This window comes from bacterium (assembly GCA_035703895.1).
Lineage (GTDB): Bacteria > Sysuimicrobiota > Sysuimicrobiia > Sysuimicrobiales > Segetimicrobiaceae > Segetimicrobium.
The window spans coordinates 1-24,854 of record DASSXJ010000292.1 but is presented as its reverse complement, the minus strand read 5'-3'; the positions used below and the strand labels follow the sequence as shown (position 1 = coordinate 24,854).

Genomic DNA, 24,854 nt, shown 5'->3' with positions numbered 1-24,854 from the left:
GGGAGGCCGGGTTGGAGTAAGCGCTGAGGGCTCATGCTTGCGTATCTGGTCCGCCGGCTGATCCTTGCCGTCCTCACCATCTGGGCGGTCTCGGTGTTGTCCTTCGTGATCATCAAGCTCCCACCGGGAGACTACGTGACGTCCTACATCGCCCAGATGTCCATGTCGGGCGGCTACGTGTCCGAGCAGGAGGCCCAGACGCTCCGGCGGGAGTACGGGCTCGACCAGCCCGGCTACGTGCAATACGTTCGGTGGATGAAGCTGGTCCTGCACGGCCGGTTCGGCATGGCGCTCGAGTGGAAGCGCCCCGTCGTGGAGGTGATTGGCGACCGATTGTGGATGACGATGGTCGTCTCCGTGGCGGCCATCATCATTACCTGGGTGCTCGCGCTGCCCATCGGCATCTACTCGGCGGTGCGACAGTACTCGGTGGGCGATTACCTCGCCACGTTTGTGGGGTTCATCGGACTCGCTGTGCCGAGTTTCATGCTGGCGCTCGTCCTCATGTATCTCGGCTTCAAGTTGTTCAACGCCAACATCGGCGGACTGTTCTCTGACCGGTTCCTCCTGGCGCCCTGGAGCCTCGCCAAGGTGTGGGACCTGACGAAGCATATGCCGCTCCCCGCGTTGATCCTGGGTCTCGCCGGCACCGCCCAACTCATCCGGATCATGCGGGCCAATCTGTTGGACGAGCTCGGGAAACCCTATGTGGTCACCGCGCGCGCGCGCGGGCTCAGTGAGATGCGCGTGATCTTGAAATACCCCGTCCGCGTGGCGCTCAACCCGTTCGCCAGCACGATCGGCTATCTTCTGCCCTACGTCGTCTCGGGCAGCATCATCGTCTCGCTCGTGCTCGGCCTGCCCACCGTTGGCCCCCTCCTCCTCCGCGCCCTCATTGCCCAGGATATGTTCCTGGCCGGCACCATCGTGCTGCTCCTCGGCGTGATGACCGTCGTGGGGACGTTCCTCTCGGACCTCCTGCTGCTGTGGATCGACCCCCGTATTCGTCTGGAGGGCAAGCAATAGTCGAGCCCGTCGCCCCGTCTCCATCCGCCGTCCCCGCCGCCGAGGGCAGGCTGGCTGAGGCCGGCGCCCCCTCCACGCTCGTCGAAGAGCGGATTTCGGTGGCCACCCAATGGCAGTTGATGTGGTGGCGCTTTCGGCGTCACAAGCTGGCGATGTTGGGGACTCTCGTTGTCCTGCTATTTTACGGCGTCGTGCTGTTCGCGGATTTCCTCGCCTATGCTCCGCCGACGGCATCGGAGGCCCAGCGTTCTCTCCTGTCTCCCCAGCCCATCCGCTGGTTCGACGGAGGACGGTTCCGGCCGCACGTCTTCGGCTTCTCCGGAATCCGCGACCCTGCGACGTTCAAGCGCGTCTACACCCCCGATCCTGCCAAGAAGACCCCCGTGCATTTCCTTGCACGGGGGTTCGAGTATCGCCTTTTCGCCCTGATCCCGATGGACAGGCACCTCATTGGAGTGGCAGGGGCCAATGCGGAGGAGACGTTGTTCCTGCTCGGCACGGACGAGCAGGGGCGGGATCTCTGGTCCCGGCTCGTGTACGCGACCCGCACCTCCCTGAGCATCGGCCTCCTCGGGGTGAGCTTCTCGCTTGTGCTCGGCGTGCTCCTCGGCGGCATCTCGGGGTTCTACGGGGGGCCCATCGACACCGTCATTCAGCGGGTGATCGAAATCCTCCGGTCGATCCCAACGATCCCGCTGTGGCTGGGCCTCGCGGCGGCGTTGCCGAACAATTGGACGGTCGGTCAGGTGTACTTCGCCATCACGATCATTATCTCGCTAATCGGCTGGACGGAGCTGGCGCGGGTGGTGCGTGGTCGATTCCTCTCGCTTCGAGAGGAAGAGTTCGTCATGGCCGCTGAGCTGGCCGGTAGCAGCCAGGCGCGGATCATCCTGAGTCATATGGTGCCGTCGTTCTTGAGCCACATCATCGCCGCGACCACGCTGGCCCTCCCGGCCATGATCATCAGCGAGACCTCGCTCTCGTTTCTCGGGCTCGGCCTGCGGCCCCCGGCCGTCAGCTGGGGCGTACTCCTACAGCAGGCCCAGAACGTCCAAGCACTCGCCATCTCGCCGTGGCTCCTGTTCCCGGCGATTCCGGTGATCGTGGTGATCCTCGCGTTCAACTTCATGGGCGACGGGCTCCGCGACGCCGCCGATCCCTACGGGCATTGATGGCCGCACACGAGCCGCCCATTCTCGAGGTCCGGGATCTCCGGACGTATTTCTTCCCTGACGAGGGCACGGTCAAGGCCGTCGACGGCGTCGGCTTCGAGGTCTACGCGGGCCGCACGCTCGGGATCGTGGGCGAGAGTGGATGCGGCAAGAGCGTGACGGCCAAGTCGATCTTGAGAATCGTCGAACGCCCCGGCCGCATCGTAGGCGGGGAGATCCAGCTCCGCGCTCCGGAGGGGAACGGGCGTGCAGCCACGGTCGATCTCGTGAAGCTCGACCCCAGCGGCCCTGAGATTCGGGGCATCCGGGGCGGCGACATCGGCCTCGTGTTCCAAGAGCCGATGACCTCCTTCAGCCCGGTCCATACGATCGGCAACCAGATGGAGGAGACGATCCGGCTCCACACCCGCGTCGAGAAAGCGGCGGCGCGGGAGCGCGCCATCGAGATGTTGCGTCTCGTCGGGATCCCCAAGCCGGAACGGCGGATCGACGAGTACGCCTTCCAGTTGAGCGGAGGCCTGCGCCAGCGCGCCATGATCGCGGTGGCGCTCTCGTGCCACCCCCGGATCCTCATCGCCGACGAGCCGACGACGGCGTTGGACGTCACGACGCAGGCCCAGATTCTCGATCTCCTGCGCTCCCTCCAAGCGCAGGAGCAGATGGCCATCGTCCTCATCACGCACAACCTCGGCGTCGTCGCGGAGATGTGCGACGAGGTGGTGGTGATGTACCTCGGGCGCGTGGTGGAACGCGGTTCCGTGGACGCGATCTTCCACGCACCAAAGCATCCGTACACTCGAGCGCTGTTGCGATCCATCCCATCGATCCGGGCCTCGGTGCGCACGAAGCTCCCCACGATCGCCGGCTCGATTCCCCATCCGTACAACCGGCCAGCCGGCTGCCCGTTCCACCCCCGCTGCCCCGAGCGGATATCGGGCGTGTGCGACCTGAGCGAGCCGGGCCCCCGTGCGGTGGGCGACGGGCAGTCGGCGAGCTGCTTCTTATACGAGGAGTCCCGATGACAGCGGCCGGCCGGTCGCCGGGTCGTGTCCTCGAGGTGACGGGCCTGCGGAAGTACTTCCCGATTCGCCAGGGCTTTCTGCAAAAGACAGCCGGGCATGTGCGGGCTGTCGACGATGTGAGCTTCTACATCGACCGAGGTGAGACGCTCGCGCTCGTCGGCGAGAGCGGGTGCGGCAAGACGACCACGTCGCGTTGCATTCTCAGGGCGATCTCCCCTACCGAGGGGCACATCGTCTTTCACACCGATGTGGGGGGAGTCGTAGACATCGCTCGGCTTTCGAAGCACCGCCTCCGGCCGCTGCGGCGACAGATGCAGATGATCTTTCAGGATCCCTTCTCCTCGCTGAATCCTCGGAAGACGCTGCTCGATATCGTAGGAGAGCCGTTGCTGGTCAACGGCATGAAGAACCGCGGGGATCGAGTCGATCGGGTGTCAGAGCTGCTGCGCCTCGTCGGGATGCGGCCCGAGTATATGCGCCGCTTCCCCCACGCCTTCAGCGGCGGGCAGCGCCAGCGCGTCGGGATCGCCCGCGCCCTTGCGCTGAATCCGAGCCTGATCGTGGCCGACGAGCCGGTCTCTGCCCTCGACGTGTCGGTGCAGGCCCAGATTCTGAATTTGATGCTGGATCTCCAGGCCCAGCTCGGGTTGACCTACTTGTTCGTGGCGCATGATCTCTCCGTGGTCAAGCACGTGAGTGACCGCGTCGCCGTCATGTACGTCGGCCAGATCGTCGAGATGGCACCGACCGTACCGCTCTTCACCACCCCCAAGCACCCATACACCGAGGCGCTGCTCTCCGCGGTGCCGAAGCCGGACCCGCGGCTCCGCGCGAACCGGATCGTCCTTGAAGGTGAGGTCGCGGACCCGGCCCATCCGCCGTCGGGGTGCTATTTCCATCCCCGGTGCCCGTACGCCGCTCCCGTGTGCCGGGTCGAGCGTCCGAAGCTCGAGGCGGTTGCCCCCGGTCATTTCGTGAGCTGTCATCGAGCGCGCGAGCTCTCCCTAAGAGGCGTCGAGTAGCTACGCGTCCGGAGTCCGCACCTCGTAGATCTCCCCGAACTTCTCGTGGAGGTATCGGAGATAGGGCTCGGGGGTGAGCGGACCGCCCGTGGCCCGCACGAGCAGGTCTCGCGGAAAGAACTTCCGGCCGTGCTTGTGCACGTTCGCTCGCAGCCAGGTCAAGAGGGAGGCGAACTCCCCCCGCCGGATCTGATCGGGAAGGTCCGGGTGCGCCCGCCGCGCGGCCTCGAACAGCTGGACCGAGGCGACGTTGCCAATCGTGTAGGAGGGGAAGTAGCCGATCAGCCCGCTCGGCCAGTGAATGTCCTGCATCACGCCGTCCGCGTCGGTCGACGGGGTCACTCCGAGATACTCCGCCATCTTCGCGTTCCAGACTTCGGGGAGATCACTGGGGTTGAGCTCGCCGGCCACCAGCGCCCGTTCGAGTTCGAACCGAAGAATGATGTGGAGGTTGTAGGTCACCTCATCGGCTTCGACGCGGATCAGGCTTGGCTCGACGCGGTTCACCGCGCGGTAGAATCTCTCCGCATCCACGGCCCTCAATTGCTCCGGGAACAGCTCGTGCAACACCGGAAATGCGTGCTGCCAGAAGGGCCGGCTCCGACCCACGAGATTTTCCCACAGGCGCGACTGTGATTCGTGGATGCCGTTGCTGGCGCCGCCGGCCAGTGGGGTACGCTCGAGGGACGGGGCCGTGCCCTGAGAGTACATCGCGTGCCCCGATTCGTGAAACATGCCGAAGATCGCCGAGAGCGATCGGCGGGGATACCGGGTGGTGATCCGAACGTCGTCTCGGTTGAACCCGGTGGAGAACGGATGGGCGGAGGTGTCCAAGCGCCCCCGGGCGGTATCGAACCCAAAGGCTTGGATGATCGTCAGCCCAAACCTGCGCTGCGGCTCTTCGCCGTAATCCTGTCGAACCGGACTGTCGTCGATCGCCGAGGCACGCCCGGCGATCGCGCGGACGAGGGGGACGGTCGCTTCGCGCAGGCGGGCGAAGAGGTCCAGAACCTCCCGGGACGTCATCCCGGGCTCGTACTTGTCGAGGAGGGCGTCGTACGGGTGCTCGACGTAGCCCAGGTAATCTGCCGTCCGCCGCGCCAACTCCACCATCTGCTCCAAGGCGGGCCGGAACGCGGCGAAGTCGTTGCGCGGCCGGGCGTCCCGCCAGACATGGACGCTCCGGGACGCCGCCCGTGCCCGCTCGGCGACAAACTCGGCGGGGAGTTTCCGCGCGCGCTCGAGGTCGCGCCGCGTCACCCGGATCAACGCCGCGTCGTCCGAGTCCGGGTCGAGGCGATCCTCCAACGGGCGGGCGGCGTCGAGCAGGTCCTGCGTCGCTGTTGACACAAATCGTTCGTGCGCGAGGCGGGAGAGCGTGGCGAGAACTTCCGCGCGTCCGGCCGCCCCTCCGGGGGGCATGTAGGTCTCCTGGTCCCAGCGCAGCACAGCGACCGTCGATTGGAGGTCCTGGATCATCGCAAGCTGCGGGCGGAGATCCCGAAGGGGGTCGGCCGGTGTGGAGGGCATGTCCGGTTAGAGGGGCAGTTCGGGCGTGGTCGCGGTGATGAGGGTGACCACCAGGTCGTGGAGGTTGCGGTACGTCTCTTTGATCCGCGTGACTGCGTACCCGTCGTAGCCGTTCACATATCCCCCGCGACAGACGATGCCCATCTCGGGCCTGACCGCGTCGTGGCCGAGGCAGTCGAGGATCGTGTGGATCGCATCGCGGTAGATCTTGTTTTCGTCGGCGATCTTCGTCAGTCGCCGGTCCAGGTCGCCGGGCTCGCCCTCACCGCGGTCGCCGTCGAACCCGTGCCGCTCGCGATAGTCCGTGCTCCATAGGTCGAGTGCCTTTCGTAGCATCGCGAGGCTCGCGCAGAACGCCGATGACCTGAGGCAGGCGCCGGCCTCCCACAGCGCATGCGCGATCGCTTCCCGCGGGGCCACTCTGCGGAGACGGAGCTGCTCCATCGACATGGCGCTCCCTCTCACGGGCGGCACGGGAAGCGCCTTGCTGTCCTTCGCGCCGTTTCCATACAAGAGCGTCCGCACGGCGCCGCCCCGCCCCACGGCCGGCGGTCCGTCCTCAGCACAGGACTCGAACACCGAGCGGAGTTCGCCTCGGGCCACCGGGTGTCCACCCACGGCGGCCGCGGCATGGGCGCGTTGGTACTCCTCGGGCGGGAGGAGTCCGAGTTCCCAGCACTGCTTGAGGACTCCCCGCAGCGCGGCCAGCATTCTCTTGGCGGCCGCGGCCTGATATCGCGCGGCGAGCGCGGCGCGGAGTTCCTCCACGTGTCCATCCCTGAGAAGATGCCACGCCAGCGTCTGTACGGTTCCGTGCCCCGCCGTGAGCAGCGCCGCCATCGTACTGAGGGCGGCACGGGTTCCCTCCCGTGACGGCGGCGAGCAGCCAGCGAGATACAGTTCGGCAGGATTCGGGTCAGCCGAAGGACGCTCCGAAAGGAGCGTGCCGGATGAGTCGTCGGGTCTGGCTTCGGTGGTCAATCGCGCCGCCTCGTCAGGGTCTTAGAACGACAACCACAGACGGCCGTCCCCGCGTTACGAGGCGGCCCCCGTCACCTCGTGCGTTTTCAATGCCTTCGTTGGTTGGCACAAACGTATTCGAGAGATCCGACGCCGAGTCCTCGGTTCCTGCTCGGATTATTTTGCCCGGGTCACCAGCCGCGGAAACAATCGGGCGGCAGTGTCTCCGAGGATCCCCGCGATCGCCGGGGGTGGAACCGCGAGCGACCGGACACTTTCCAGTGCTGCGCCGATGTCGCCGATCACGTGCGGGTAGTCGGTGCCCATCACGATGTGCTCGGGTCCCACCGCGCCCAGCGCACACTCTAACGAGGGGACCGAGAAGGACACCGTGTCGTAGTAGAGGCGCTTGAGGTAATGGCTGGGGACGTGCGGGAGAGTCGCCCGGGCCTCCGGGTAGGCGCGGTAGCCGTTATCGAGCCGCTGCATCAGATAGGGGAGGGTCCCGCCGAGGTGTGCGACAATCATCTGGAGCTTCGGGAGCCGTTCGAAGACCCCCGCCAGGACCATTCGAGCGACGCTCGCCGAAGTGTTGAACACGAACCCGAGCAGGGGCACGAGCCCCCGCGTGAAGGTCGGGTCCGGATCTGCCGGGGGCATCGGATGCACGAGGATGGGGACCCGCAAAGCCTCCGCGCGCTCGAAAAACGGCATGAACGCCGGATCGTCGAGGTAGCGGCCGCCCACATTGCTTCCCAGGATGACGCCCACCATCTCCAAATTCAAGATTGCGCGGTCGAGCTCGCGAATCGCCGCCTCCGGGTCCTCGAGCGGGACGCTTGCCAGGGCCGCAAAATGCCGTGGGAATTGGTGGGTGAGCTCGGCCAGGCCGTCATTGGCCATGCGGGCCAAGTCGTGCCGGCGGGTCGGCGGTCCGAAGTACACGTTCGGGATCGTCACCGAGACGATCTGGCGATCGACTCCGAGCCGCTCCATATCGGTCAGCCGATCTTCGGGAGACGTCATCTCCTGGGTCATGGTCAGGATGCGGGCGCCGTGGAGGGTCAGGATCGTGCGCCCCGCGGCGTCCCGGTCGATGGCGTAAGGATCCGGTCCCCGCTCGAGCGCCGCGAGATACCCGGGTGGGAAAAAGTGCGTGTGGACGTCGATGATCACGGACGCTCCCTCAGCTCCGGGGCCTCCAGGGCACGACGACCCGTTCCACCGCATCGATCGCCTCGCTGGACAGATACCCGAGGATGCCGATGACGATGAGGCCCGTGTAGAGTTTCTCCACGTCGAAGATTTGCCAGGCGTTCCAGATGAAGAACCCCAGGCCCGCCCGGCTCGCCACGATCTCGGCGATGACGACCAGGATGAGCGCGAGCCCAAACCCCAGCTTGATGCCGGCGAAGATCACGGGCAGCGCCCCCGGGAGGGCGACCGTGAGGAGAAAGGTCAGCCCTCGGGCCCCGTAATTGCGCCCCACGTCCAGGTAGATCTGGTCGATCGTGAGCACCCCGACCATGGAGTTGATCAATACGGGAAAAAAGACGCCGATGGCGATAAAGATCCATTTCGCCAGCTCCCCGATCCCAAAGATCAGCATAATTAATGGAAGGATGGCGCTCTTAGGGATGGGGTAGATCGCCGAGACGATCGGCATGCAGGTGAGGCGGATCCAGGGGATGAGCCCCATTACGATCCCGAGGGCGATCCCCGGCACGGCCCCCAGTGCAAACCCCACGCCGATCCGGGCCAGGCTGATGCGGAGGTTGGTCCACAGCTCCCCGGTCTGCGCCGCCCCCCACCCCGCGACGAGGATGGCGGAGGGTGCCGGGAAGAAGCGGACGTCGATCAGGTGGGCGCGTGCGAGCCCTTCCCACACGGCGAGGATGAGGAAGGGCGAGAGGAAGGAGAGGACTCTAGGCGGGCGATGCGGCATGGCGGTCCCGGTCGATGCCGAGGAGCTCCCAAATGCGCGCCACATGACGGCCGTACTCCGGATCCCTCCGGAGCTCGATGACGCGCCTGGGACGGGGGAAAGGGACCGCGATCGTGCTCAAGATCCGTCCCGGCGCCGGGGACATCACGACCACGCGGTCACCGAGCGTAAGAGCCTCGTCGATGCTGTGGGTGACAAACAGGATCGTCTTCCCGGTCTCCTCGAAGAGGCGGAGGAGCTCGTCCTGGAGGACGAGGCGCGTCAGCTCGTCGAGGGCCCCGAACGGCTCGTCCATCAGGAGGATCTCCGGATCGCTGGCGAAGGCGCGGGCGACGCTGACGCGCTGCTTCATGCCACCGGAGAGCTGATAGGGATACGCGCGCGCAAAACGGGTGAGCCCCACCTTCTCGATGTACTGCGCCGTCACCCGATTCCGGTGGTCCGAATCCACGCCCTGCATCCGGAGGCCGTAGGCGACGTTGGACCGCACCGTCAGCCACGGCAGGGCGGACGGTTCCTGGAACACCATCGCCGTTAACGCCCGGCGATCCCGCCCGCGGCGGATCTCAACCGTGCCCTCGGAGGCGGTTTCCAGGCCCGCCAGGATGCGGAGAAGCGTCGACTTCCCGCACCCGCTCGACCCGACCAACACACAGAGTTCGCCCTCGCGCACGTCGAGGTCCAAGCTGCCGAGCGCTTCGACCCGCCCGAAGCGGGTGGTGAAGTTCTTGCGTAGCCCCCGGATGCTGATCTTCGCGCCGTCGGTCACGGGTACGACGGACCGCGGACCATCTTGCGTCCGGCGAGCAGCCGGCGCACGTTGCCCTCGTCGACCATCCGGCGCCGATCGGCGGAGAGCCCGGCGGCGTCGAGGTCCGCGATCGTTTCCCGAATGTAGCGGGTGCCTCCCTCTGCGTCGAACGGGGTGTCCGAGCCGAAGAGCACCTGTTCAATGGGGAAGTACTCGAGTCCGCACCGCAGGCCGTGCGGGCAGCCAAAAAGCGCCGTGTCGGCGTAGAACTTGGTGAAGTACGCCTGCGGGGGGCGAGCGAGCGGGACGGGCGGGCGTTCCACCTGGCCCTCCGGGCTTCGAGTGCCGAACTGGTCGTAGCCTCCGCTGATGCGGCCGGAAAAGTACGGCGCCATGGCGCCGAGATGGTGGGTGATGATCACCGCGTCGGGATGGCGGTCGAATAGCCCGGTGAAGACGAGCCTCGTCATGGCGACCGTCGTTTCGTACGGCCACCCGAAGATCTGCCAGACATCGTACCGGGAGGTCTCCTCGTTCCCGTAATCGGGGTGGTCCGCCGCCCGGGCCGGATGGAGAAAGATCGGCAGGTCTCGGCGCACCGCCTCCTCGATCACGGCGAAGCTGGCGGGCTCGTCCAAGGGGCGCTTCGCGACATTGGAGTAGACCTGCACCCCAAGAAATCGCGGATCGCGAGCCACCCGATCGAGTTCGGCGAGGCTCGCGTCCGGATTGTTGAGCGGCAGGCCGGCGAATGCGCCGGCGAACCGGCCGGGATGCGCATCGACCAGCCGAGCGAGTTCTTCGTTGCCGAGTTTGGCGAGATCGGGGGTGACGTCGGGCGACCCGAGACGGTCGAGCGGGGGGATGGCGAGGGAGAGCACCTGTTGATACTCGGTGAATCCGTCCATGATGCGGAAGCGCGCGCCGAGATCCCAGAGAGCGGGGATCCCTTTGATGCGCCTGGACATGTAGAATCCCGGCATCTGCTGGAGGCGGGCGTAGTACCGCTCGGGCAAGATGTGGGCCGCGACGTCGATGCGCACGAAGCCCTTTGTACGGCGATGCCGCGGGAAACCCCTCTTTGCCGCGCATCGCGCAGGCGATCGCTACCGGACGAGCCGGCGCTTCCGATACGAGTCCTTCCGAAAGATCTTCCCTTCTCTGAACTCGAACAGGTCGCACCCGCGCGCCTCGATGCGGCCTCCGTCGGGCCGGGTGGCGATCATCGTCCATTCCGACACGCCCCGTTCGCCGCACACGAAGTGGCGGGCGCTGGTGAACCGAATGTCGGGAAGCATGTCGAAGATCTCGGCGATGGCGTCGCGGACTGCCGCATGTCCCTCGTAGCGCCGGCCCCAGGGGTCGGGCCCTCCCGATGTTTCGAAGAGGCAATCCGGGGTCATCATGCCCATGATGGCGTCGAGATCGTGCCGGGTCCACGCGGCCGCATAGGCGACGAGCAGGTCGTGGTACGCGGCCCCCGGGGGGACCATGGTGCGCTCCTTCCTCTTCCCGGAATGGAAATCCCGGGTGGCTTCCCCGGAGAATTCTTCCTTCGCCGCCCATCCCCTCGTGGCAGGGGAGGGCTGGCGTCGGGCCGGGCCGAAGAACAGGGGAAACATGGCTGTCCCCGCAACGCTTCATCTGTGGGCCGGATGGCCCCACGTGCTTCGGGCCCAGCAGTTCGATCCCGCGGCGCTAGACTGTGTGTTCCGGGAAGCCCGCCTCGCCGAGGAAATCATCAACAGCGGCGGCAGCAATTTATTGAAAGGCAAAATCGTCCTGACCCTCTTCTATGAACCCAGCACCCGGACCCGGCTCTCCTTTGAGTTTGCCACCTATCACCTCGGGGGGCGGGTGCTGACCTCCGAGGCCGCGCGCGAGTTCTCCTCGGCGGCCAAGGGGGAGTCGATCGAGGACACGATTCGGGTGGTCTGCCGGTACCGGCCCGCGGCGATTGTCATCCGTCACTACCAGGAGGGGGCCGCGGAACGCGCGGCCGCCGTTGCGGCCGACCCGCGTACGAGACGTCCGGTTCCCGTCTTCAACGCGGGGGATGGTCCCGGCCAGCATCCGACTCAGGCGCTGCTCGACGCCTACACGATCTGGCGCGTCCGCGGCCGGCTGGAGGGGGCGACCGTCGCCGTGGCCGGCGATCTGTTGAATGGGCGGACCGCCCGCTCGCTGTGCTACCTGCTGGCCAAGTACCCCGGGGTGTCGTTTCGGTTGATTGCGCCCAAGGCGGTACAGATGAAGGACGACCTGCTTGCCTACCTGCGCCGCCACAAGGTCCCCTTTGTGCAGACCGAGGACCTCGCCGCGGGTGTGCGCGACGCGGATGTGTTGTACGTCACGCGGATCCAGAAGGAGCGATTTGAGGACGAGGCGCGGCCTCAGTACGAGCGCGTCCGGGACGCGTTCTCGGTCACGGCCGAGATCCTTGCCCAGCTCCCCGAACGCGCCGTCGTGATGCACCCCCTGCCCCGGGTCGAAGGACCCCACAGCGAACTGCCGACCTCGGTTGATGCGGATCCGCGCGTGATCATCTTCGACCAGACCGAGGCCGGGATGTACATCCGCATGGCCCTGTTGAAACTGACCTGCGCGGTCGACCGGGCCTCCAGCCGGAACATCCGCTAGCATTCGATCACCCATGCGTGGTATTCGGCGAGGCATGCCTTCCGCGTTGGCCGTCGCCGCAGGCGCGCTGCTTTTTCCGTCGCCGGCGAATGCGCACCCGCTGACGGGCGGGCCGGTGACGGGTCCGCAGCTCGCCACGCTCGCCGGGGGTCTCGCGCTGGCCATCCTGGGGTGGCTGATGATCGCCCGGGGTCGGCCGCGGCTCACCCGGCCCGGATATATCCTCCTCCTCGTCGGCATGCTGGCGTTTCTCGGGGGGCCCGATCTTGTGGCGTCGATCTCCGATCTGGGCGCCCCGACCACGCGCGTCCGGCTGGTGGTGGTCACACCGGTCGATGGCCAGATCATTGAGTCTCACGACGTCCCCATAAGCGTGCGGCTGTTCGAACCCGCCGGCGCGGCTTGGACTCCTGTCTCATCGCTTTCGGCCGGAGGGCGCATTCACGTCGCTGTCGACGGACGGGTCGTCAGCAGGGCATGGACCCCGTCGGTCGTGGTGCCGGTGTCCGCCGGGAATCACACCGTCACCGTCGAGTACGTGGCGAGCGACAACAGATCGTTCGTGCCCCGCGTCCTCGTCACTCGCCGGATCACGGTCCGCCCCCCGGACGCGATGCAGGGCGGCATCGCGGCCGGCGACACGACCCGCGGGGCTCCGCCGGCGATCACCTGGCGCGAGTGGCACTGGGATCCTTTGATCGGCACCGGGCTCGCCCTTACCGCCCTCGGTTTTCTGTGGGCTGCGCGGCGATTTCCCCCGCGGCCGCCTCAGCCGGTGTACTTTTGGGGCGGCATGCTCGCCCTGGCGGTCGCATTGTTGTCGCCGATCGACGCGGGGTCCGAATACCTCTTCACGATCCACATGGTGCAGCACATGCTCCTGCTGCTCGTGGCGCCGGCCCTGCTCGCCCTTGCCGTGCCCGCGACGCTCGTGGGCCGGCTCTATCAGATCCCGCGGGCCGCCCGCGTCCTGCACGCGATATGGTCGCCGCTCCCCGCGCTCCTCCTGTTCAACGGCGTGCTCGTGTTCTGGCACCTCCCCTTCGCGTACGATGCCACCCTCGCGTCCCGGTGGGTCCACATGGTTGAACATCTGAGTTTTGTGGGAGCCGGCATGGTATTTTGGGGCGTCATCGTGTCGCCCACGCCCAGGCTGGTCCGCGCATCTTACGGATTGCGACTCGGGCTCGTCGTCGCCGCGGACCTCATCAATTTCCTCGTTGGGTTCGCGCTGGCGTTTGCCGGCCGCCCGTTCTACCTCCATTACACTCAGGTCCCCCGGCTGTGGGGGCTCACCCCGCTCGATGACCTGCGGTTGGGCGGCGGGGTGATGTGGGTGATGGGCCAGATGATGTACGTGATCCCGGTGCTGATCCTGCTCAACGTCTTGTTGAGACGCGAAGGCGCCGGCCGGGCCTCCGAGAGGCTCTCGGCGGGCCGGTGATTTCTGGGGGGCACAGGGCCGCTCGCGGCTCCCGGCGAACCTTCGGGCATGATTTCGACCCTCCTAACGCTCCGCGGCCTCGGAAAGTCCTTCGGGGGCGTGGCCGCGGTCCGCGATGTCACTACCGCGCTCGGGTCGGGCGAGGTGCGCGGGCTGATCGGGCCGAACGGCTCCGGGAAGACGACCCTGCTGAATTTGATCGGGGGGCAACTGCTACCCGATCAAGGGGAGATCCGGCTCGGAGACCGGCCGATTCAGGGGATGTCCCCCGATGCGGTCGCCGCGCTCGGGGTGGCGCGGACATTCCAGTTGCCGCGCGTGTTTCAGCACATGACCGTGCTGGAAAACCTCCTCCTGCCGCTGTGCGCAGACCACCGGCGCGCCTCATGGGGCGAAGGGCGCGAGGCGGCCCGCCGGACTCTCGAGTTTGTCGGGTTGGACGGCCTGGCGCATGCGGAGGCCCGCGACCTCTCAGGCGGACAGGCAATGCTGCTGCAACTTGCCCGCTGCCTCGTGCAGCGCCCGCTTCGTTTGGTCCTGCTCGACGAACCGTTTGCAGGCGTGCACCCGACCATCAAGGACCGGATGGTGGGTGCGATCCTCGAGATCAACCGGCGGGACGGTGTCACCTTTCTCGTCGTCAGCCACGAGATGACCACGCTCCGCAGACTGTGCAGCCGGGTGTCGGTGATGCACAACGGGGAGTGGATCGCCGAAGGCACGCTGGACGACGTGGCGCGTGACCCCCGCGTCATCGAAGCCTACCTCGGAGGCCGCCGGGCGGCGGCTGTGTCCGCGGGCGGCGCGTAAGCGGAACGCGGCCCATGCTGTGGGTTGATCGCGTCGTCGCCGGATACCATCCCGGAATCGATATTCTCAACGACCTCACCCTGAGGGCGGTCTCGGGCCGGATCACCGCGGTGATCGGTCCCAACGGTGCCGGAAAATCGACGTTGCTCCGAGTGGTGTTCGGGCTGGTTGCGCCCCGTGCCGGCCGCGTATGGGTTCGCGATCGCGAGATGCAAGGACTGTCGGCATACGAGCGAAAGCGGATCGGGATCGGGTACGTTCCTCAAGGGCCCAGCGCGTTTCCGCAGATGACGGTCGAAGAAAATCTCCTCGTCGGCGGATGGACCATCCGGCACGACCGGGTGACGCTGCGGGAGCGCCTGGTCCGCATCTACGATCTGTTTCCGGCGCTGGCCGGCCTCCGCCGATCTCGGGCGACGGTCCTGAGCGGCGGACAACTGCGGATGCTCTCCATCGCCAAGGAACTGGTCGCGCTGCCGTCGCTGCTCCTGGTGGACGAGCCGACGGCCGGGCTCGCGCCCCGCGTGGCCGACGAGGTCTACGATCTGCTCGTGCGCAGCCGCGGGTTGGGGATCACCGTCCTGCTCGTGGATCAGAACATCTCCGAGGCCGTCGCGGTGGCGGACGACGTCTACCTGATCGTCATGGGCCGTGTGGAGCGGGAAGGCCCGCGCGAGGTGTTCGCGCGCGACCTCCGCGCCATCGTCCAGGAGACGCTGGTCGGAACGTCGCCCACGGGGTCGTGAGCGGCCGCTTTCGCGCACACATGATCTCCGGCGCGGACGGCGCCGGACACGGAAGGGGGAGCCGGATGAGTCCAAGGACGGTTGCGGTCGTAGCAGCAGTGGTGATATCGGTGTTCGTCGGGAGCCACGCGCCGGGGTGGTCGGCGCCGGCACCCGTTACCCTCGGAGTCCTCACCCCGCTCTCGCCTCCGGGGGACGCCTCAGCTGGGCAGCTGATCCAGCGTGGCGCCGAGCTGGGGGTCCAGTACATCAACACGGTGATGGGCGGCCTCTTCGGAGGCAAGGAAGGCTGCCCGCTGCCGGCGACCCAGGTCCGGCTGGCCGTCGAGGACGATAGCGGCGTGCCGGAGAAGGCGGTCGCGGGGTTCAGGCGGCTGGTCTCCGACGATCGCGCCGTGGCCGTGTGGGGCGCGTTCCACAGCTCGGCGATGCTCGCGGCCGCGCCGCTGGCGGATCAGTTCATGGTCCCCTACATCAGCACCCAGGCCTCCGCGGCCGATGTCACCGGGAAGCACTTCGCGGCGGTGTTTCGAGCCCACCCCATCGACCCCGACCGCGCCGCGGCGTGGCTCGGGTTCATCCAGGCGCAGGGATGGCATAAGGTCGCGATGCTCGCCGAGAACACCGACTACGGCATCGGACTGGTGGAGGCCACGAAGGCGCTCATCGCGGCGAAGAAGCTCGACGTGACCCTGGACGCGGTGATCTTCGACCGGACGTCCTCCGATTTGACGCCGCAGCTCCTGAAGTTCAAGGCCGCGAAGCCGGACCTCCTCTTGAACGTCGGGGTCGGCACCCCCGCGTACCTGATCGTGAAGCAGGCGCACGATATCGGCCTCTTTCCCCAGTCGGCGATGCTCGGGTCGTATGACTTCCCGGTGCGGCCGGAGTACTGGAAGAACCTCGGCCCGGCGGGAAACTACCTCGCGTTCATCTCTCCTACTACCACCCCCGGATGGCGTTGAGCCCGTTCGGCAAGTGGGCGGCGCTCGAGTACGCGAAGCGGTACCATGACGTCGCGATCTATGCCAACCTCAACTCCTTCGGCGACGCACTGATCGTGGCCGAGGCGATGAACCAGGCGTGCAGCAGCGACCCGAAGAAGATCATCGCGCAGCTGGAGCGGGGCCGGTTTGATACCTGGATCGGCGGCAAGGTGACGTTCCCTCGGGCCGACGGACTCGCCTGGCACCAGTGGTCGCCGCCGATGATCATCCTGCAGTACACGCAGAACGAGCAGACCTATGACAAGGCCCAGATTCTCTTTCCGAGCGCGATGAAAACGGGGAGCTACGCGGCGCCCCGTTAGTCGCTGAGATCGTGGACCTCACCCTCATCGCCCAGTACACCCTCGCCGGGCTCGTGATCGGCATGATTTACTGCCTGATGGCGGTTGGGATCACCTTCATTTACAGCATCATGAAGATGATCAACTGGGCGATGGGGGAGTTTTACATGATCGGCGGATATCTGCAGTATCTGGGGATCTCGACGTGGGTCGGCCCGTCGCGATGGTACCTGGCGCTGCCCCTCGCCATCCTCGGCACGGCGGGGCTCGGGATGCTCGTCCAGCGGGTGCTCCTCCAGCCGATGTTTGTCGCCCAGGTCGAGCGGCTGGACGAGTACGCGACGATCGTGACGATCAGCCTGACGGTATTGTTCCGGAACTTGGCGATTGTCGTGTTCGGCCCGTACCAGTTTTCTCCCCGGGATTACGCGTCGCCGGTGATGCTGGGCCCGCTCCCGCTCAACGGCAGCCGGCTTGTCGCGTTTCTCGGGACGGTGGTCCTCCTCGGGGCGTTCGCATTCGTGGTGCGGTGGACCTGGTTCGGGCGGGCGCTGCGGGCGGCCGCCCAGAACCGCCTCGGGGCGCTGACGGCCGGGATCAACTTGCCGCGCCTCGATATGAGCGCCTTCGGCATCGGCGTCGGCCTGGCCGGAGCGGCCGGCGCGCTGCTCGCCCCGGTGTTTCTGGTCTACCCGGAGAGCGGGGCGCTGAGCACGGTCAAGGGGTTCGAGATCATCGTGATCGGCGGCCTGGGGTCGATTCCGGGCAGCATCATCGGCGGGCTGCTGCTCGGATTGGTGGAGAGTTTGGGATCCGTATTTCTCTCGGCGTCGTTCCGCGACGTCTACGGGTTCGGGCTGCTGTTATTGCTGCTCGTGCTTCGGCCCGCCGGGCTCTTCGGCGAGCGGGCTCGGGAGGCGTAAACCACGGCGGCGACAGGCGCCCTCGCGCCCGGCGCGGCCTGGCCTGCGGCGGGCATCCGGGTCGGCCTCGCCGTCGCCACGGTCGCGGCGGCGGCGCTCCTCCCGCTGGTCCTCGGCGATTACCCGGTCCATATCATGGCCGTCGCCTGCTACTACGTCATCATGGCCTCGAGTTGGAACCTCATCGCCGGGTACACGGGTCTCTTCTCACTTGCGCACCACGTCTTCAGCGGTATCGGTGGGTACGCCTCGGCGCTGCTCGTCATCCGCTCCGGCATCCCGATCCCGCTCGGGGTTGCTGCGGGCGGCCTTGCGGCCGGGATCGTAGGCTATGGCATCGGCGCCCTGACATTGCGCATGCGCGCGCTCTACCTCGCGCTGGCGACATGGGCGTTCGCCGAATCGACCCGCGTCTTCATCTCCATGGAGTACGGGATCACGCGCGGCGATCTGGGGCTCCCGGTTCCGAAGCTCCTCTCCACTCCCTCGCCGCGGCCTGCCTACGAGATCTTCCTGCTCCTGGCCGCGTTCACGGTTGGCGGCCTCGCTGTCCTCTTGCGCTCCCGGATCGGGTACCGGTTACGGGCGATCCGCGACGACGAAGGCGCCGCCCGGGCCGTTGGCGTCAACACGTTTCGCTGGAAGCGGTTCGTGTTCGCCGCCAGCAGCGCCATCGCAGGGGTCGCAGGGGCGGTGTACGGCCATTACATTGGGCTCTTGAGCCCCATCGGGATGAAGTTCGACGAGATGGCGCTCATCATCATCATGGTGATCCTCGGCGGCCAGCGTACGCTCGCGGGCCCCGTGCTCGGCGCGGTGGTCGTGGAGGTCGTCTCGGAGGCGCTGCGCGCGTATGGCCAGATCCGCATGGTGCTGTTCGCGCTTGTGGTCATCGGGATGATGCGGCTGTACCCCCTGGGACTGGTCGGCCTGGTTCGAGCGGTCCTGACCCGCGCGCGGGGCCGATCCGAGCGGCCACTCCAACAGGCGGGGCGCGCCCCCTGATCGGGACGCGCCCCACCAACGTGCGTGTATTGTGCGGTTAGCGAAGGACCATGTGGCCCGTTGCCCACAAGAACAACCCGGCAAGCAGGAGGAGCGCCACTATCATGAGAGACACCTCCTTTCGCGTCGTTGCTCATGGTCATCTTACCCAGGGGATGTGCAGCGGACGTGCGGCGGATATGCGGATCTCGTGAATTTCGCGACGATCGATCATATGTTCGCCTGAGGACCCCTCGGCGATTCCCCCTGCTCGACCGTACAGGCGTCTCCCCGGCCACCCGCCGGTTGTGACCCGGCCGGCGCTGACTGATCATATCTCCAGTGCGCGCGGCAGCGCGCCACCCAGCAGGGGAATGGAGCGGGGACGGATGGTCGCCAAAACGGATCGCGTAGTCGTCGTCACCGGTGGGGGCAGCGGCATCGGCCGCGCCACGGCAGAAGCGTTTGCGCGCGCCGGCGACCGGGTCGTCATCCTCGGGCGGCGCGAGGACCGGCTGCACGCTGTCGCCGAGGCACTGGGCCCCGAGGTCACCTGGCAACGGGTCGATGTGAGCCGGCGCGACAGCATCGCCTCCGGCGTCGCCGCGATTGCCGAGCGGTTTGGCCGCATCGACGTCTTGGTCAACAACGCCGGGTTTGTCCTCGGCATCACCACGGAGACCCCGCTTGCCGAAGCGGAGCGTCTATGGGACGAGGTGGTGGACGCCAATCTCAAAGGGGCGTTCCTGATGGCCACGGCGGCTGCCGGGCATCTCCCCCGACCCGGCGGCCGCATCATCAACATCAGCTCCATCGCCGCGTTCACCGGTGGAAGCCGGCCCGGCGCCGTCGCCTACGCCGCAGCCAAGGCCGGTCTCATCGGGCTGACCTATGCGCTCGCGCGCGAACTGAGTCCCCACGGCATCACGGTGAATGCGATCGCGCCGGGCTTTGTCGCCGGCACCGAGTTCACCGGGCAGTGGTCGGAGGAGCGAGTCCGCGGCATCGTAGGCGAGACCCCCGTCGGACGAGGCGGTCGGCCCGACGACATCGCGGCCGCGGTCCTCTACCTGGCCTCTCCCGATGCCTCATTCGTCACGGGCGAGGTGCTGCACGTCAACGGCGGCTGGTTGTTCGGACACTAGCTGCTCAGCGGGGCAACGTGAAGCGGATCGCCGTTCCTTCGCCGCGGACGCTCTGAGCCGAGATCTCGCCCTCATGCGCCTCGATCAGGCTCTTGGCGATGGCGAGGCCGAGGCCCGTCCCGCGGGAGTCCTTGGATTTGGAGAACCGGTCGAAGATGTGCGGCAGCGCTTCGGCGGTGATGCCGGTCCCCGTGTCTTCGACGGACACGACCACCTGTCTGGAGTCCGCAGCCAAGCGCACCCGGACGGTCCCGCCGGCCGGCGTGTAGCGGAGCCCGTTCGATAGCAGGTTGTTGAGCACTTGGCGGATGCGTTCCGGGTCGACGTCGACGATCGGGAGATCGGGCTCGGCGTCGAGCCGGAGCGTGACCCCCGCCGCTTCCGCCTGCGCCCGGAACGAGGCGATCGCATCTCTTGCGAGCTCCGCCAGATCGCTCATCGTCTTGACCAAGTTCAGCCCGAGGCTCTCGGCGAGGGAAAACGTCCGCAGGTCGTCGATCAGCCGCGCCAGGATCTGCGTCTCCTCCAGGATCAACGACAGGTGCGCTTCGTCGCGCGGATACACCCCGTCGAGCATGCCTTCCAGATTCCCCTGGAGTACGGCGAGCGGCGTCCGGAGCTCGTGCGAGATATCCATTAACAGGCTGCGGCGCTGTTCCTCCTGGCGTTGCAGCCGCTCCGCCATCGTGTTGAACGCCCGCGTCAGGGTCCGGACCTCTTGAGGCCCGCGTTCCCGGGCGCGTGTGGCGTAGTCGCCGTCGGCGACCCGACCCAGCGCGGCCATCAAATCCTCAATCGGGGCGGCCATCCGGCGGAACGCTCGGGCTATCAACGCGGTGGCCACCAGTACGAACAGGAGCATCACCGCGAGCGTGGTCAGGCCGAACGCGGCCCAGCCCGCCGGTACGTGGAGGATGCCGAGCAGGCTCACCGCGCCCCACAAAAGGAGCCCGGACAGCCCCACCGTCAAGATGACGACCGTGGCAAAGAACAGTACGGCGCGGCGGAAGAAATGGCGGCGCATACGCTGCCACGCCTGGGTCCCAGGCGGTCCGGCGGGCGGCCAGGGCTCGTCCTCCGGCCACCACGGCGGACGGCTGCGCCAGGGCCCCCGTCGGGATTGTCCGCACTCCGGCGGATTCATTCGTCCGCGAACTTGTAGCCGATGCCGTGGACGGCCAGGATGTAACGCGGATGGCGCGGGTCGGGCTCGAGCTTGCGCCGGATGTTCTTGATGTGGGAATCGATCGCCCGCTCGTACGATTCCACGGCGATGCCGTGCACCGCTTCCAGCAGCTGGCCGCGGGTGAAAATCCGGCCGGGCTGGCGCGCCATCACCGCGAGCACCTGGAACTCGGTCGGCGTGAGGCTGAGCGCCCGATCGCCGATGGTTGCCTGCATTCGCGGGACGTCGAGCACGAGGGCGCCGGCGCGGACGACTTCCGTCCCCGCGCGCGCGCCATCCCAGCGGCGCAGGACGGCGCGCACACGCGCCACCAATTCCTTCGGGCTAAAGGGTTTGACGATGTAGTCATCCGCGCCCAGCTCCAGCCCGACCAGCCGGTCGGCTTCGTCGTCGCGGGCGGTGAGCATGATGATGGGAATCTCGGATTCCCTCCGGAGCGCGCGCGTCACGTCAAGGCCGTCCATCCCCGGTAGGGCCAGATCGAGGACGATAAGATCCGGCTTGGCGCTCCTGACCATGGGGAGCACCGAGCGGCCGTCTCCGGCGGCCACGACGCCGAAGCCCGCGCGCTCCAGGTAATCGCGCGCGATCTGAACGATCTTGGGCTCGTCGTCGACCACGAGAATCGTCTTCATGACGGAGATCCGACCTGCTCCCGGCTGGGGGTTCGCGTCAAGACGGACGGGCGAGGGGTGCGGCCCCTCGCCCCGAGCGGTGCTCACACAGTGCCGGTGGTGCCTTTGGATTCGTGGGCCCGGCGGTGCCATTCTTCAAACCGGTGCGGCACCCCTCCGTGATGGCCCCACCCATATCCACGCCCCCCTCGCAGGAGCGCGAACACGAGGAAGATGAACAGGAGCGGCCACAGGAATCCGAAGAAACCGAAGCCGAACGGCCCGTGGAATCCGTAGCCGTACGGATAACCCGGGTACGGGTAGACCGGATACGGCCCGCCCCCCGCACCGGGGGCCGGCAATTTGCCACTCTCGGCGAGGCCTTGAGCCATGCCGGAATTATACGAATACGTCGCGATCCCAGCTACGCCACCGACCACCACAAGCACGAGCAGGATGCCCACCAGGATTCTCATCGCATATCCCTCCTCATGTACGTTCAAGAACCAGGGTAAGGTAGGGCTGTGGACGGACCGTGAGCGCAGTGTGGAGAGATTGTGGAGGTTTCACCGGCGGCCCCAACGCGCAACGGGAGGCGCCCCCTCCGTGGGCGAATATCAGACCCTGACGGTGGACGCAGTCCGGTGTCGCGGTAGAAGCGCCCGGTCCAGGAGGGAATGGATGCACATCTCGACGGCTGCCCGCGCGATCACCCCCTCGATGACCATCGGCATGGACGACCGCGCGCGGCGCCTGCGCCGGCAGGGCGTCGACGTGATCAGTTTCGCCGCGGGCGAACCCGACTTCGACACCCCCGAGGTCATCAAGCGGGCGGCGGAGCGGGCGATTCAGGAAGGGTTCACGAAATATACGGCCCCGGCCGGCATCATCGAGCTCCGGCAGGCCGTCGCGGCGCGGCTGGAGGCCGACTACGGCGCCCGGTACGCGCCGGAGGAGGTCGTGATCACCGCCGGTGGTAAACCCGCGCTGTACTACGCGTTGCTGGCGATCTGCGAGCCGGGCGATGAGGTCTTGGTGCCGATCCCGGCGTGGGTGTCGTACATAGAGCAGGTGAAGCTGGCGGGCGCGAGGCCGGTCCCGGTCCCGACCGAGGCCGGGGAGGATTTCCAGCCGCTCCCGTCCCGGATTGCGCCGCTCATCACCCCGCGGACGCGCGCCTTCGTGCTCAACTCTCCGCACAACCCTACGGGCGCTGTCTACAGCCGGGAGACGCTCGCCGGGATTGTGGAGTTGAGCCGCAAGCACGAGTTCATCCTCCTGAGCGATGAGATCTACGAGAGCATGGTGTACGACGGCGCCAAACACCACTGCGTGTCCGCGGTCTGGCCTGAGGCGCGCGAGCGGGTCGTGCTGCTCAACTCGATGTCCAAGACCTATGCGATGACCGGGTGGAGGATCGGGTTCGCCGCGGCGCCCGCGCCCGTGGCCACGGCCATCACGGACATCCAGGGGCACCTGGCGGGCAATCCGAACTCGATCGCGCAGCGGGCGGCGCTGGCCGCGCTCCAAGAGCACGTCGACCCCGCCGAGATGGTCGCCGAGTACGACCGGCGCCGCCGGTACATCGTCTCCCGGCTCAACGCGCTCCCCGGCGTCCGGTGCGCCACCCCGCGGGGCGCCTTTTACGCGTTTCCGGACGTGCGCGGCCTGCTCGGCCGGCCCGGCCGCCCCGCGACCGCGGCGGCGCTGTGCGAGGATCTCCTCGAGGGGGCGCACGTCGCGATCGTGCCGGGAGAGGCGTTCGAAGCCCCAGGCTTCATGCGCCTCACCTATGCGACGTCGCTGTCCCGTATTGAAGAGGGTCTCGACCGGATCGCGAAGGCGGTCGCGGCGCGGGCCTAGCGGCGAGGACGTACCCTCGCAAAGGGGAACGAGCCATGATGACGCTTCCAGAGTTCCGCAATGAGGCCCTCACCGAGTTCTCGACGGCCCCCGGCCGGAAGGCGATGGACGCGGCGCTCCTCGCGGTGGGCGCCCAGCTCGGGCGCGAGTTCCCCCTCTTGATCGGCGGCATGCCGGTCCGGACGGGGGAGACGTTCCGGTCCTTCAACCCGTCGGCGGCCGACCAGGTCGTGGCCGTGGTCCACCAGGCCGGGCCGCGCGACGTGGCCGCCGCCGTCGAGGCGGCGCTCCGCGCCTACGAATCGTGGCGGTGGGTGCCGGCAGAGGAGCGGGCCGCCTTGATGATGCGCGCGGCGAACATCCTGCGGCGCCGTCGCATGGAAGCCTCGGCCTGGATGGTCTACGAGGTCGGCAAGAACTGGGCGGAGGCCGACGGGGATGTTGCCGAGGCGATCGATTTCGCAGAGTATTACGCGCGGGAGATCCTGAGATACGGCCCCGGCCGGCCGCTGCCTCCGGCGGCCGGAGAGATGAGCGAATACCAGTACATTCCCATCGGGGTCGTCGCGGTCATCTCCCCCTGGAACTTCCCCGTGGCCATCCCTGCGGGGATGGCGTTTGGGGCGATCGTGTCCGGCAACACCGTGATTATGAAACCCGCCAGCGACTCCGCCGCGACCGCGTACTTGATCGCGGAGGCGCTCAGCGAGGCGGGCCTGCCTCCCGGAGTGATGAACCTGATAGCCGGCCCCGGCAGCGCGGTCGGAGAGGCCCTGGTCACCCACCCGAAAGTGCGCATGATCGCGTTCACCGGGTCGCGCGAGGTCGGCACATCGATGTTCGCGCTGGCGGCTCGGACGCCCCCCGACCAGATCTGGCTGAAGCGCATCATCGCGGAGATGGGCGGGAAGAACGCGATCATCGTCGACGACGACGCGACGCTCGACGACGCGGTGACGGGAGTCGTGGCGTCGGGGTACGGCTATCAGGGGCAGAAGTGCTCCGCGGGATCCCGAGTCGTGGTGACGCCCAAAGTCTATCACGACGTCGTCGAGATGATCGCCGATCGCGTCCGGCGGCTCGAGGTGGGCCCGGCTCCGGAGAACTATCCGGCGGGCCCCGTCATCAACGCCCGCGCCGAGCAGAAGGTGCTCGAGTATATCGAGGTCGGGAAGCGCGAAGGGCGGCTCGTCGCCGGCGGCCGGCGCGCGCGCGAGGGCGGCCACTACGTCGCGCCGACGGTGTTCATCGACGTGTCCCCAACGGCGCGCATCGCCCAGGAGGAAATCTTCGGCCCGGTCGTTGCCGCGATCCCCGCGCGCGATTTCGATGACGCGATCCGGATCGCCAACGGGACGGCGTTCGGCCTGACCGGGTCGGTGTACTCCCTCAACCCGGAAAAACTGGCGAAGGCCCGGCGTGAGTTCATGTGCGGGAATCTCTACCTCAACCGGAAGAGCACCGGGGCGCTCGTGGGGAGCCATCCGTTCGGGGGCTTCAACATGTCGGGGACCGACAGCAAGGCTGGCGGGCCGGATTACCTGCTGAATTTTCTCCAACCCAAAGTGGTGGCTCACAAGTACCGGTAGGGGGCGCGGCGCGATGTTAAGCGGCCGGCGCCACCCCGCCCGGCGGCATCACGGTGCGCCATCGCAGCACCGCGGCGACGGCGGCGAGTCCCACCACCCCCCCGACGAGGAACGCTCCCGGGGCGCCCCAAATCTGCGCGAGCGTCCCGGCCACGAGCGAGCCGATCGGGGTGAAGCCCCCCATGACCAGTGAG

At 67.3% G+C, this 24,854-nt stretch carries 25 protein-coding genes; 15 read left to right on the top strand and 10 right to left on the bottom strand.

Annotation, left to right across the window (positions count from 1 at the left end):
• The first annotated feature begins 33 nt into the window (after window positions 1-33).
• From VFP86_19255 to VFP86_19240, 4 genes are all read left to right on the top strand, one after another.
• On the top strand, window positions 34-1,026 hold the full coding sequence (locus VFP86_19255; protein HET9001789.1) for an ABC transporter permease: 993 nt from the start codon (window positions 34-36) through the stop codon (window positions 1,024-1,026).
• A 98-nt stretch (window positions 1,027-1,124) separates the two neighbouring features.
• Window positions 1,125-2,198, top strand: coding sequence for an ABC transporter permease (locus tag VFP86_19250; protein HET9001788.1), 1,074 nt, complete (start codon window positions 1,125-1,127; stop codon window positions 2,196-2,198).
• Window positions 2,198-3,220 (top strand): ABC transporter ATP-binding protein, encoded by a 1,023-nt coding sequence (locus VFP86_19245; protein ID HET9001787.1) that lies wholly within the window; start codon window positions 2,198-2,200, stop codon window positions 3,218-3,220. Before VFP86_19250 ends, VFP86_19245 begins: the two co-directional genes overlap by 1 nt.
• Window positions 3,217-4,242 (top strand): oligopeptide/dipeptide ABC transporter ATP-binding protein, encoded by a 1,026-nt coding sequence (locus VFP86_19240; GenBank protein ID HET9001786.1) that lies wholly within the window; start codon window positions 3,217-3,219, stop codon window positions 4,240-4,242. Before VFP86_19245 ends, VFP86_19240 begins: the two co-directional genes overlap by 4 nt.
• Here VFP86_19240 and VFP86_19235 read toward each other — a convergent pair whose 3' ends face one another.
• The 7 genes from VFP86_19235 to VFP86_19205 form a co-directional block, all read right to left on the bottom strand.
• Window positions 4,243-5,772 carry a carboxypeptidase M32 gene (locus VFP86_19235; protein ID HET9001785.1) on the bottom strand — a complete coding sequence of 510 codons (1,530 nt, stop codon included), beginning with the start codon at window positions 5,770-5,772 and terminating at the stop codon, window positions 4,243-4,245.
• A gap of 6 nt (window positions 5,773-5,778) precedes the next feature.
• Window positions 5,779-6,612 (bottom strand): hypothetical protein, encoded by an 834-nt coding sequence (locus VFP86_19230; protein ID HET9001784.1) that lies wholly within the window; start codon window positions 6,610-6,612, stop codon window positions 5,779-5,781.
• A gap of 297 nt (window positions 6,613-6,909) precedes the next feature.
• Window positions 6,910-7,908 (bottom strand): amidohydrolase family protein, encoded by a 999-nt coding sequence (locus VFP86_19225; protein HET9001783.1) that lies wholly within the window; start codon window positions 7,906-7,908, stop codon window positions 6,910-6,912.
• A 10-nt stretch (window positions 7,909-7,918) separates the two neighbouring features.
• Window positions 7,919-8,677 carry an ABC transporter permease gene (locus tag VFP86_19220; protein HET9001782.1) on the bottom strand — a complete coding sequence of 253 codons (759 nt, stop codon included), beginning with the start codon at window positions 8,675-8,677 and terminating at the stop codon, window positions 7,919-7,921.
• Window positions 8,658-9,446, bottom strand: a complete 789-nt coding sequence (locus VFP86_19215; protein HET9001781.1) for an ABC transporter ATP-binding protein — start codon at window positions 9,444-9,446, stop codon at window positions 8,658-8,660. Before VFP86_19215 ends, VFP86_19220 begins: the two co-directional genes overlap by 20 nt.
• Entirely contained in the window at window positions 9,443-10,471 is a 1,029-nt protein-coding gene (locus VFP86_19210) for an amidohydrolase family protein (protein HET9001780.1), read from the bottom strand. The genes VFP86_19215 and VFP86_19210 overlap by 4 nt, the downstream gene beginning before the upstream one ends.
• 63 nt (window positions 10,472-10,534) lie before the next feature.
• Window positions 10,535-10,921, bottom strand: coding sequence for a nuclear transport factor 2 family protein (locus VFP86_19205; GenBank protein ID HET9001779.1), 387 nt, complete (start codon window positions 10,919-10,921; stop codon window positions 10,535-10,537).
• Window positions 10,922-11,048: 127 nt separating this feature from the next.
• On the opposite strand from VFP86_19205, the gene pyrB reads away from it, so the two are divergent.
• The 9 genes from pyrB (at window position 11,049) to VFP86_19160 (ending at window position 19,408) form a co-directional block, all read left to right on the top strand.
• Window positions 11,049-12,068, top strand: coding sequence for an aspartate carbamoyltransferase (gene pyrB, locus VFP86_19200; GenBank protein HET9001778.1), 1,020 nt, complete (start codon window positions 11,049-11,051; stop codon window positions 12,066-12,068).
• Between the two features lie 34 nt (window positions 12,069-12,102).
• Complete coding sequence (locus VFP86_19195) at window positions 12,103-13,512, top strand: cytochrome c oxidase assembly protein (GenBank protein ID HET9001777.1); 1,410 nt, start codon at window positions 12,103-12,105, stop codon at window positions 13,510-13,512.
• Window positions 13,513-13,560: 48 nt separating this feature from the next.
• A complete protein-coding gene (locus tag VFP86_19190; protein ID HET9001776.1) occupies window positions 13,561-14,322 on the top strand; it encodes an ABC transporter ATP-binding protein in 762 nt (253 codons plus the stop codon).
• 14 nt (window positions 14,323-14,336) lie between these two features.
• Window positions 14,337-15,068, top strand: coding sequence for an ATP-binding cassette domain-containing protein (locus tag VFP86_19185; GenBank protein ID HET9001775.1), 732 nt, complete (start codon window positions 14,337-14,339; stop codon window positions 15,066-15,068).
• Window positions 15,069-15,133: 65 nt separating this feature from the next.
• Window positions 15,134-16,033, top strand: coding sequence for an ABC transporter substrate-binding protein (locus VFP86_19180; GenBank protein HET9001774.1), 900 nt, complete (start codon window positions 15,134-15,136; stop codon window positions 16,031-16,033).
• The gene (locus VFP86_19175; protein HET9001773.1) at window positions 16,030-16,377 is read left to right on the top strand and encodes a hypothetical protein; all 348 of its coding nucleotides are present in this window, start codon (window positions 16,030-16,032) and stop codon (window positions 16,375-16,377) included. Before VFP86_19180 ends, VFP86_19175 begins: the two co-directional genes overlap by 4 nt.
• 11 nt (window positions 16,378-16,388) lie before the next feature.
• A complete protein-coding gene (locus VFP86_19170) occupies window positions 16,389-17,279 on the top strand; it encodes a branched-chain amino acid ABC transporter permease (GenBank protein ID HET9001772.1) in 891 nt (296 codons plus the stop codon).
• A gap of 135 nt (window positions 17,280-17,414) precedes the next feature.
• Window positions 17,415-18,284 carry a branched-chain amino acid ABC transporter permease gene (locus VFP86_19165; GenBank protein ID HET9001771.1) on the top strand — a complete coding sequence of 290 codons (870 nt, stop codon included), beginning with the start codon at window positions 17,415-17,417 and terminating at the stop codon, window positions 18,282-18,284.
• A gap of 368 nt (window positions 18,285-18,652) precedes the next feature.
• On the top strand, window positions 18,653-19,408 hold the full coding sequence (locus VFP86_19160; protein ID HET9001770.1) for a glucose 1-dehydrogenase: 756 nt from the start codon (window positions 18,653-18,655) through the stop codon (window positions 19,406-19,408).
• 4 nt (window positions 19,409-19,412) lie between these two features.
• On the opposite strand, the gene VFP86_19155 is transcribed toward VFP86_19160, so the two are convergent.
• The 3 genes from VFP86_19155 to VFP86_19145 form a co-directional block, all read right to left on the bottom strand.
• On the bottom strand, window positions 19,413-20,432 hold the full coding sequence (locus VFP86_19155) for an ATP-binding protein (GenBank protein HET9001769.1): 1,020 nt from the start codon (window positions 20,430-20,432) through the stop codon (window positions 19,413-19,415).
• A gap of 116 nt (window positions 20,433-20,548) precedes the next feature.
• Complete coding sequence (locus tag VFP86_19150; protein HET9001768.1) at window positions 20,549-21,229, bottom strand: response regulator transcription factor; 681 nt, start codon at window positions 21,227-21,229, stop codon at window positions 20,549-20,551.
• A gap of 83 nt (window positions 21,230-21,312) precedes the next feature.
• The gene (locus tag VFP86_19145) at window positions 21,313-21,684 is read right to left on the bottom strand and encodes a hypothetical protein (GenBank protein ID HET9001767.1); all 372 of its coding nucleotides are present in this window, start codon (window positions 21,682-21,684) and stop codon (window positions 21,313-21,315) included.
• A 205-nt stretch (window positions 21,685-21,889) separates the two neighbouring features.
• Here VFP86_19145 and VFP86_19140 point away from each other — a divergent pair, with 205 nt between their 5' ends.
• Both VFP86_19140 and VFP86_19135 read left to right on the top strand, forming a co-directional pair.
• The gene (locus tag VFP86_19140; GenBank protein ID HET9001766.1) at window positions 21,890-23,071 is read left to right on the top strand and encodes a pyridoxal phosphate-dependent aminotransferase; all 1,182 of its coding nucleotides are present in this window, start codon (window positions 21,890-21,892) and stop codon (window positions 23,069-23,071) included.
• 35 nt (window positions 23,072-23,106) lie between these two features.
• The gene (locus VFP86_19135) at window positions 23,107-24,660 is read left to right on the top strand and encodes an L-glutamate gamma-semialdehyde dehydrogenase (protein HET9001765.1); all 1,554 of its coding nucleotides are present in this window, start codon (window positions 23,107-23,109) and stop codon (window positions 24,658-24,660) included.
• Window positions 24,661-24,854 lie beyond the last annotated feature (194 nt).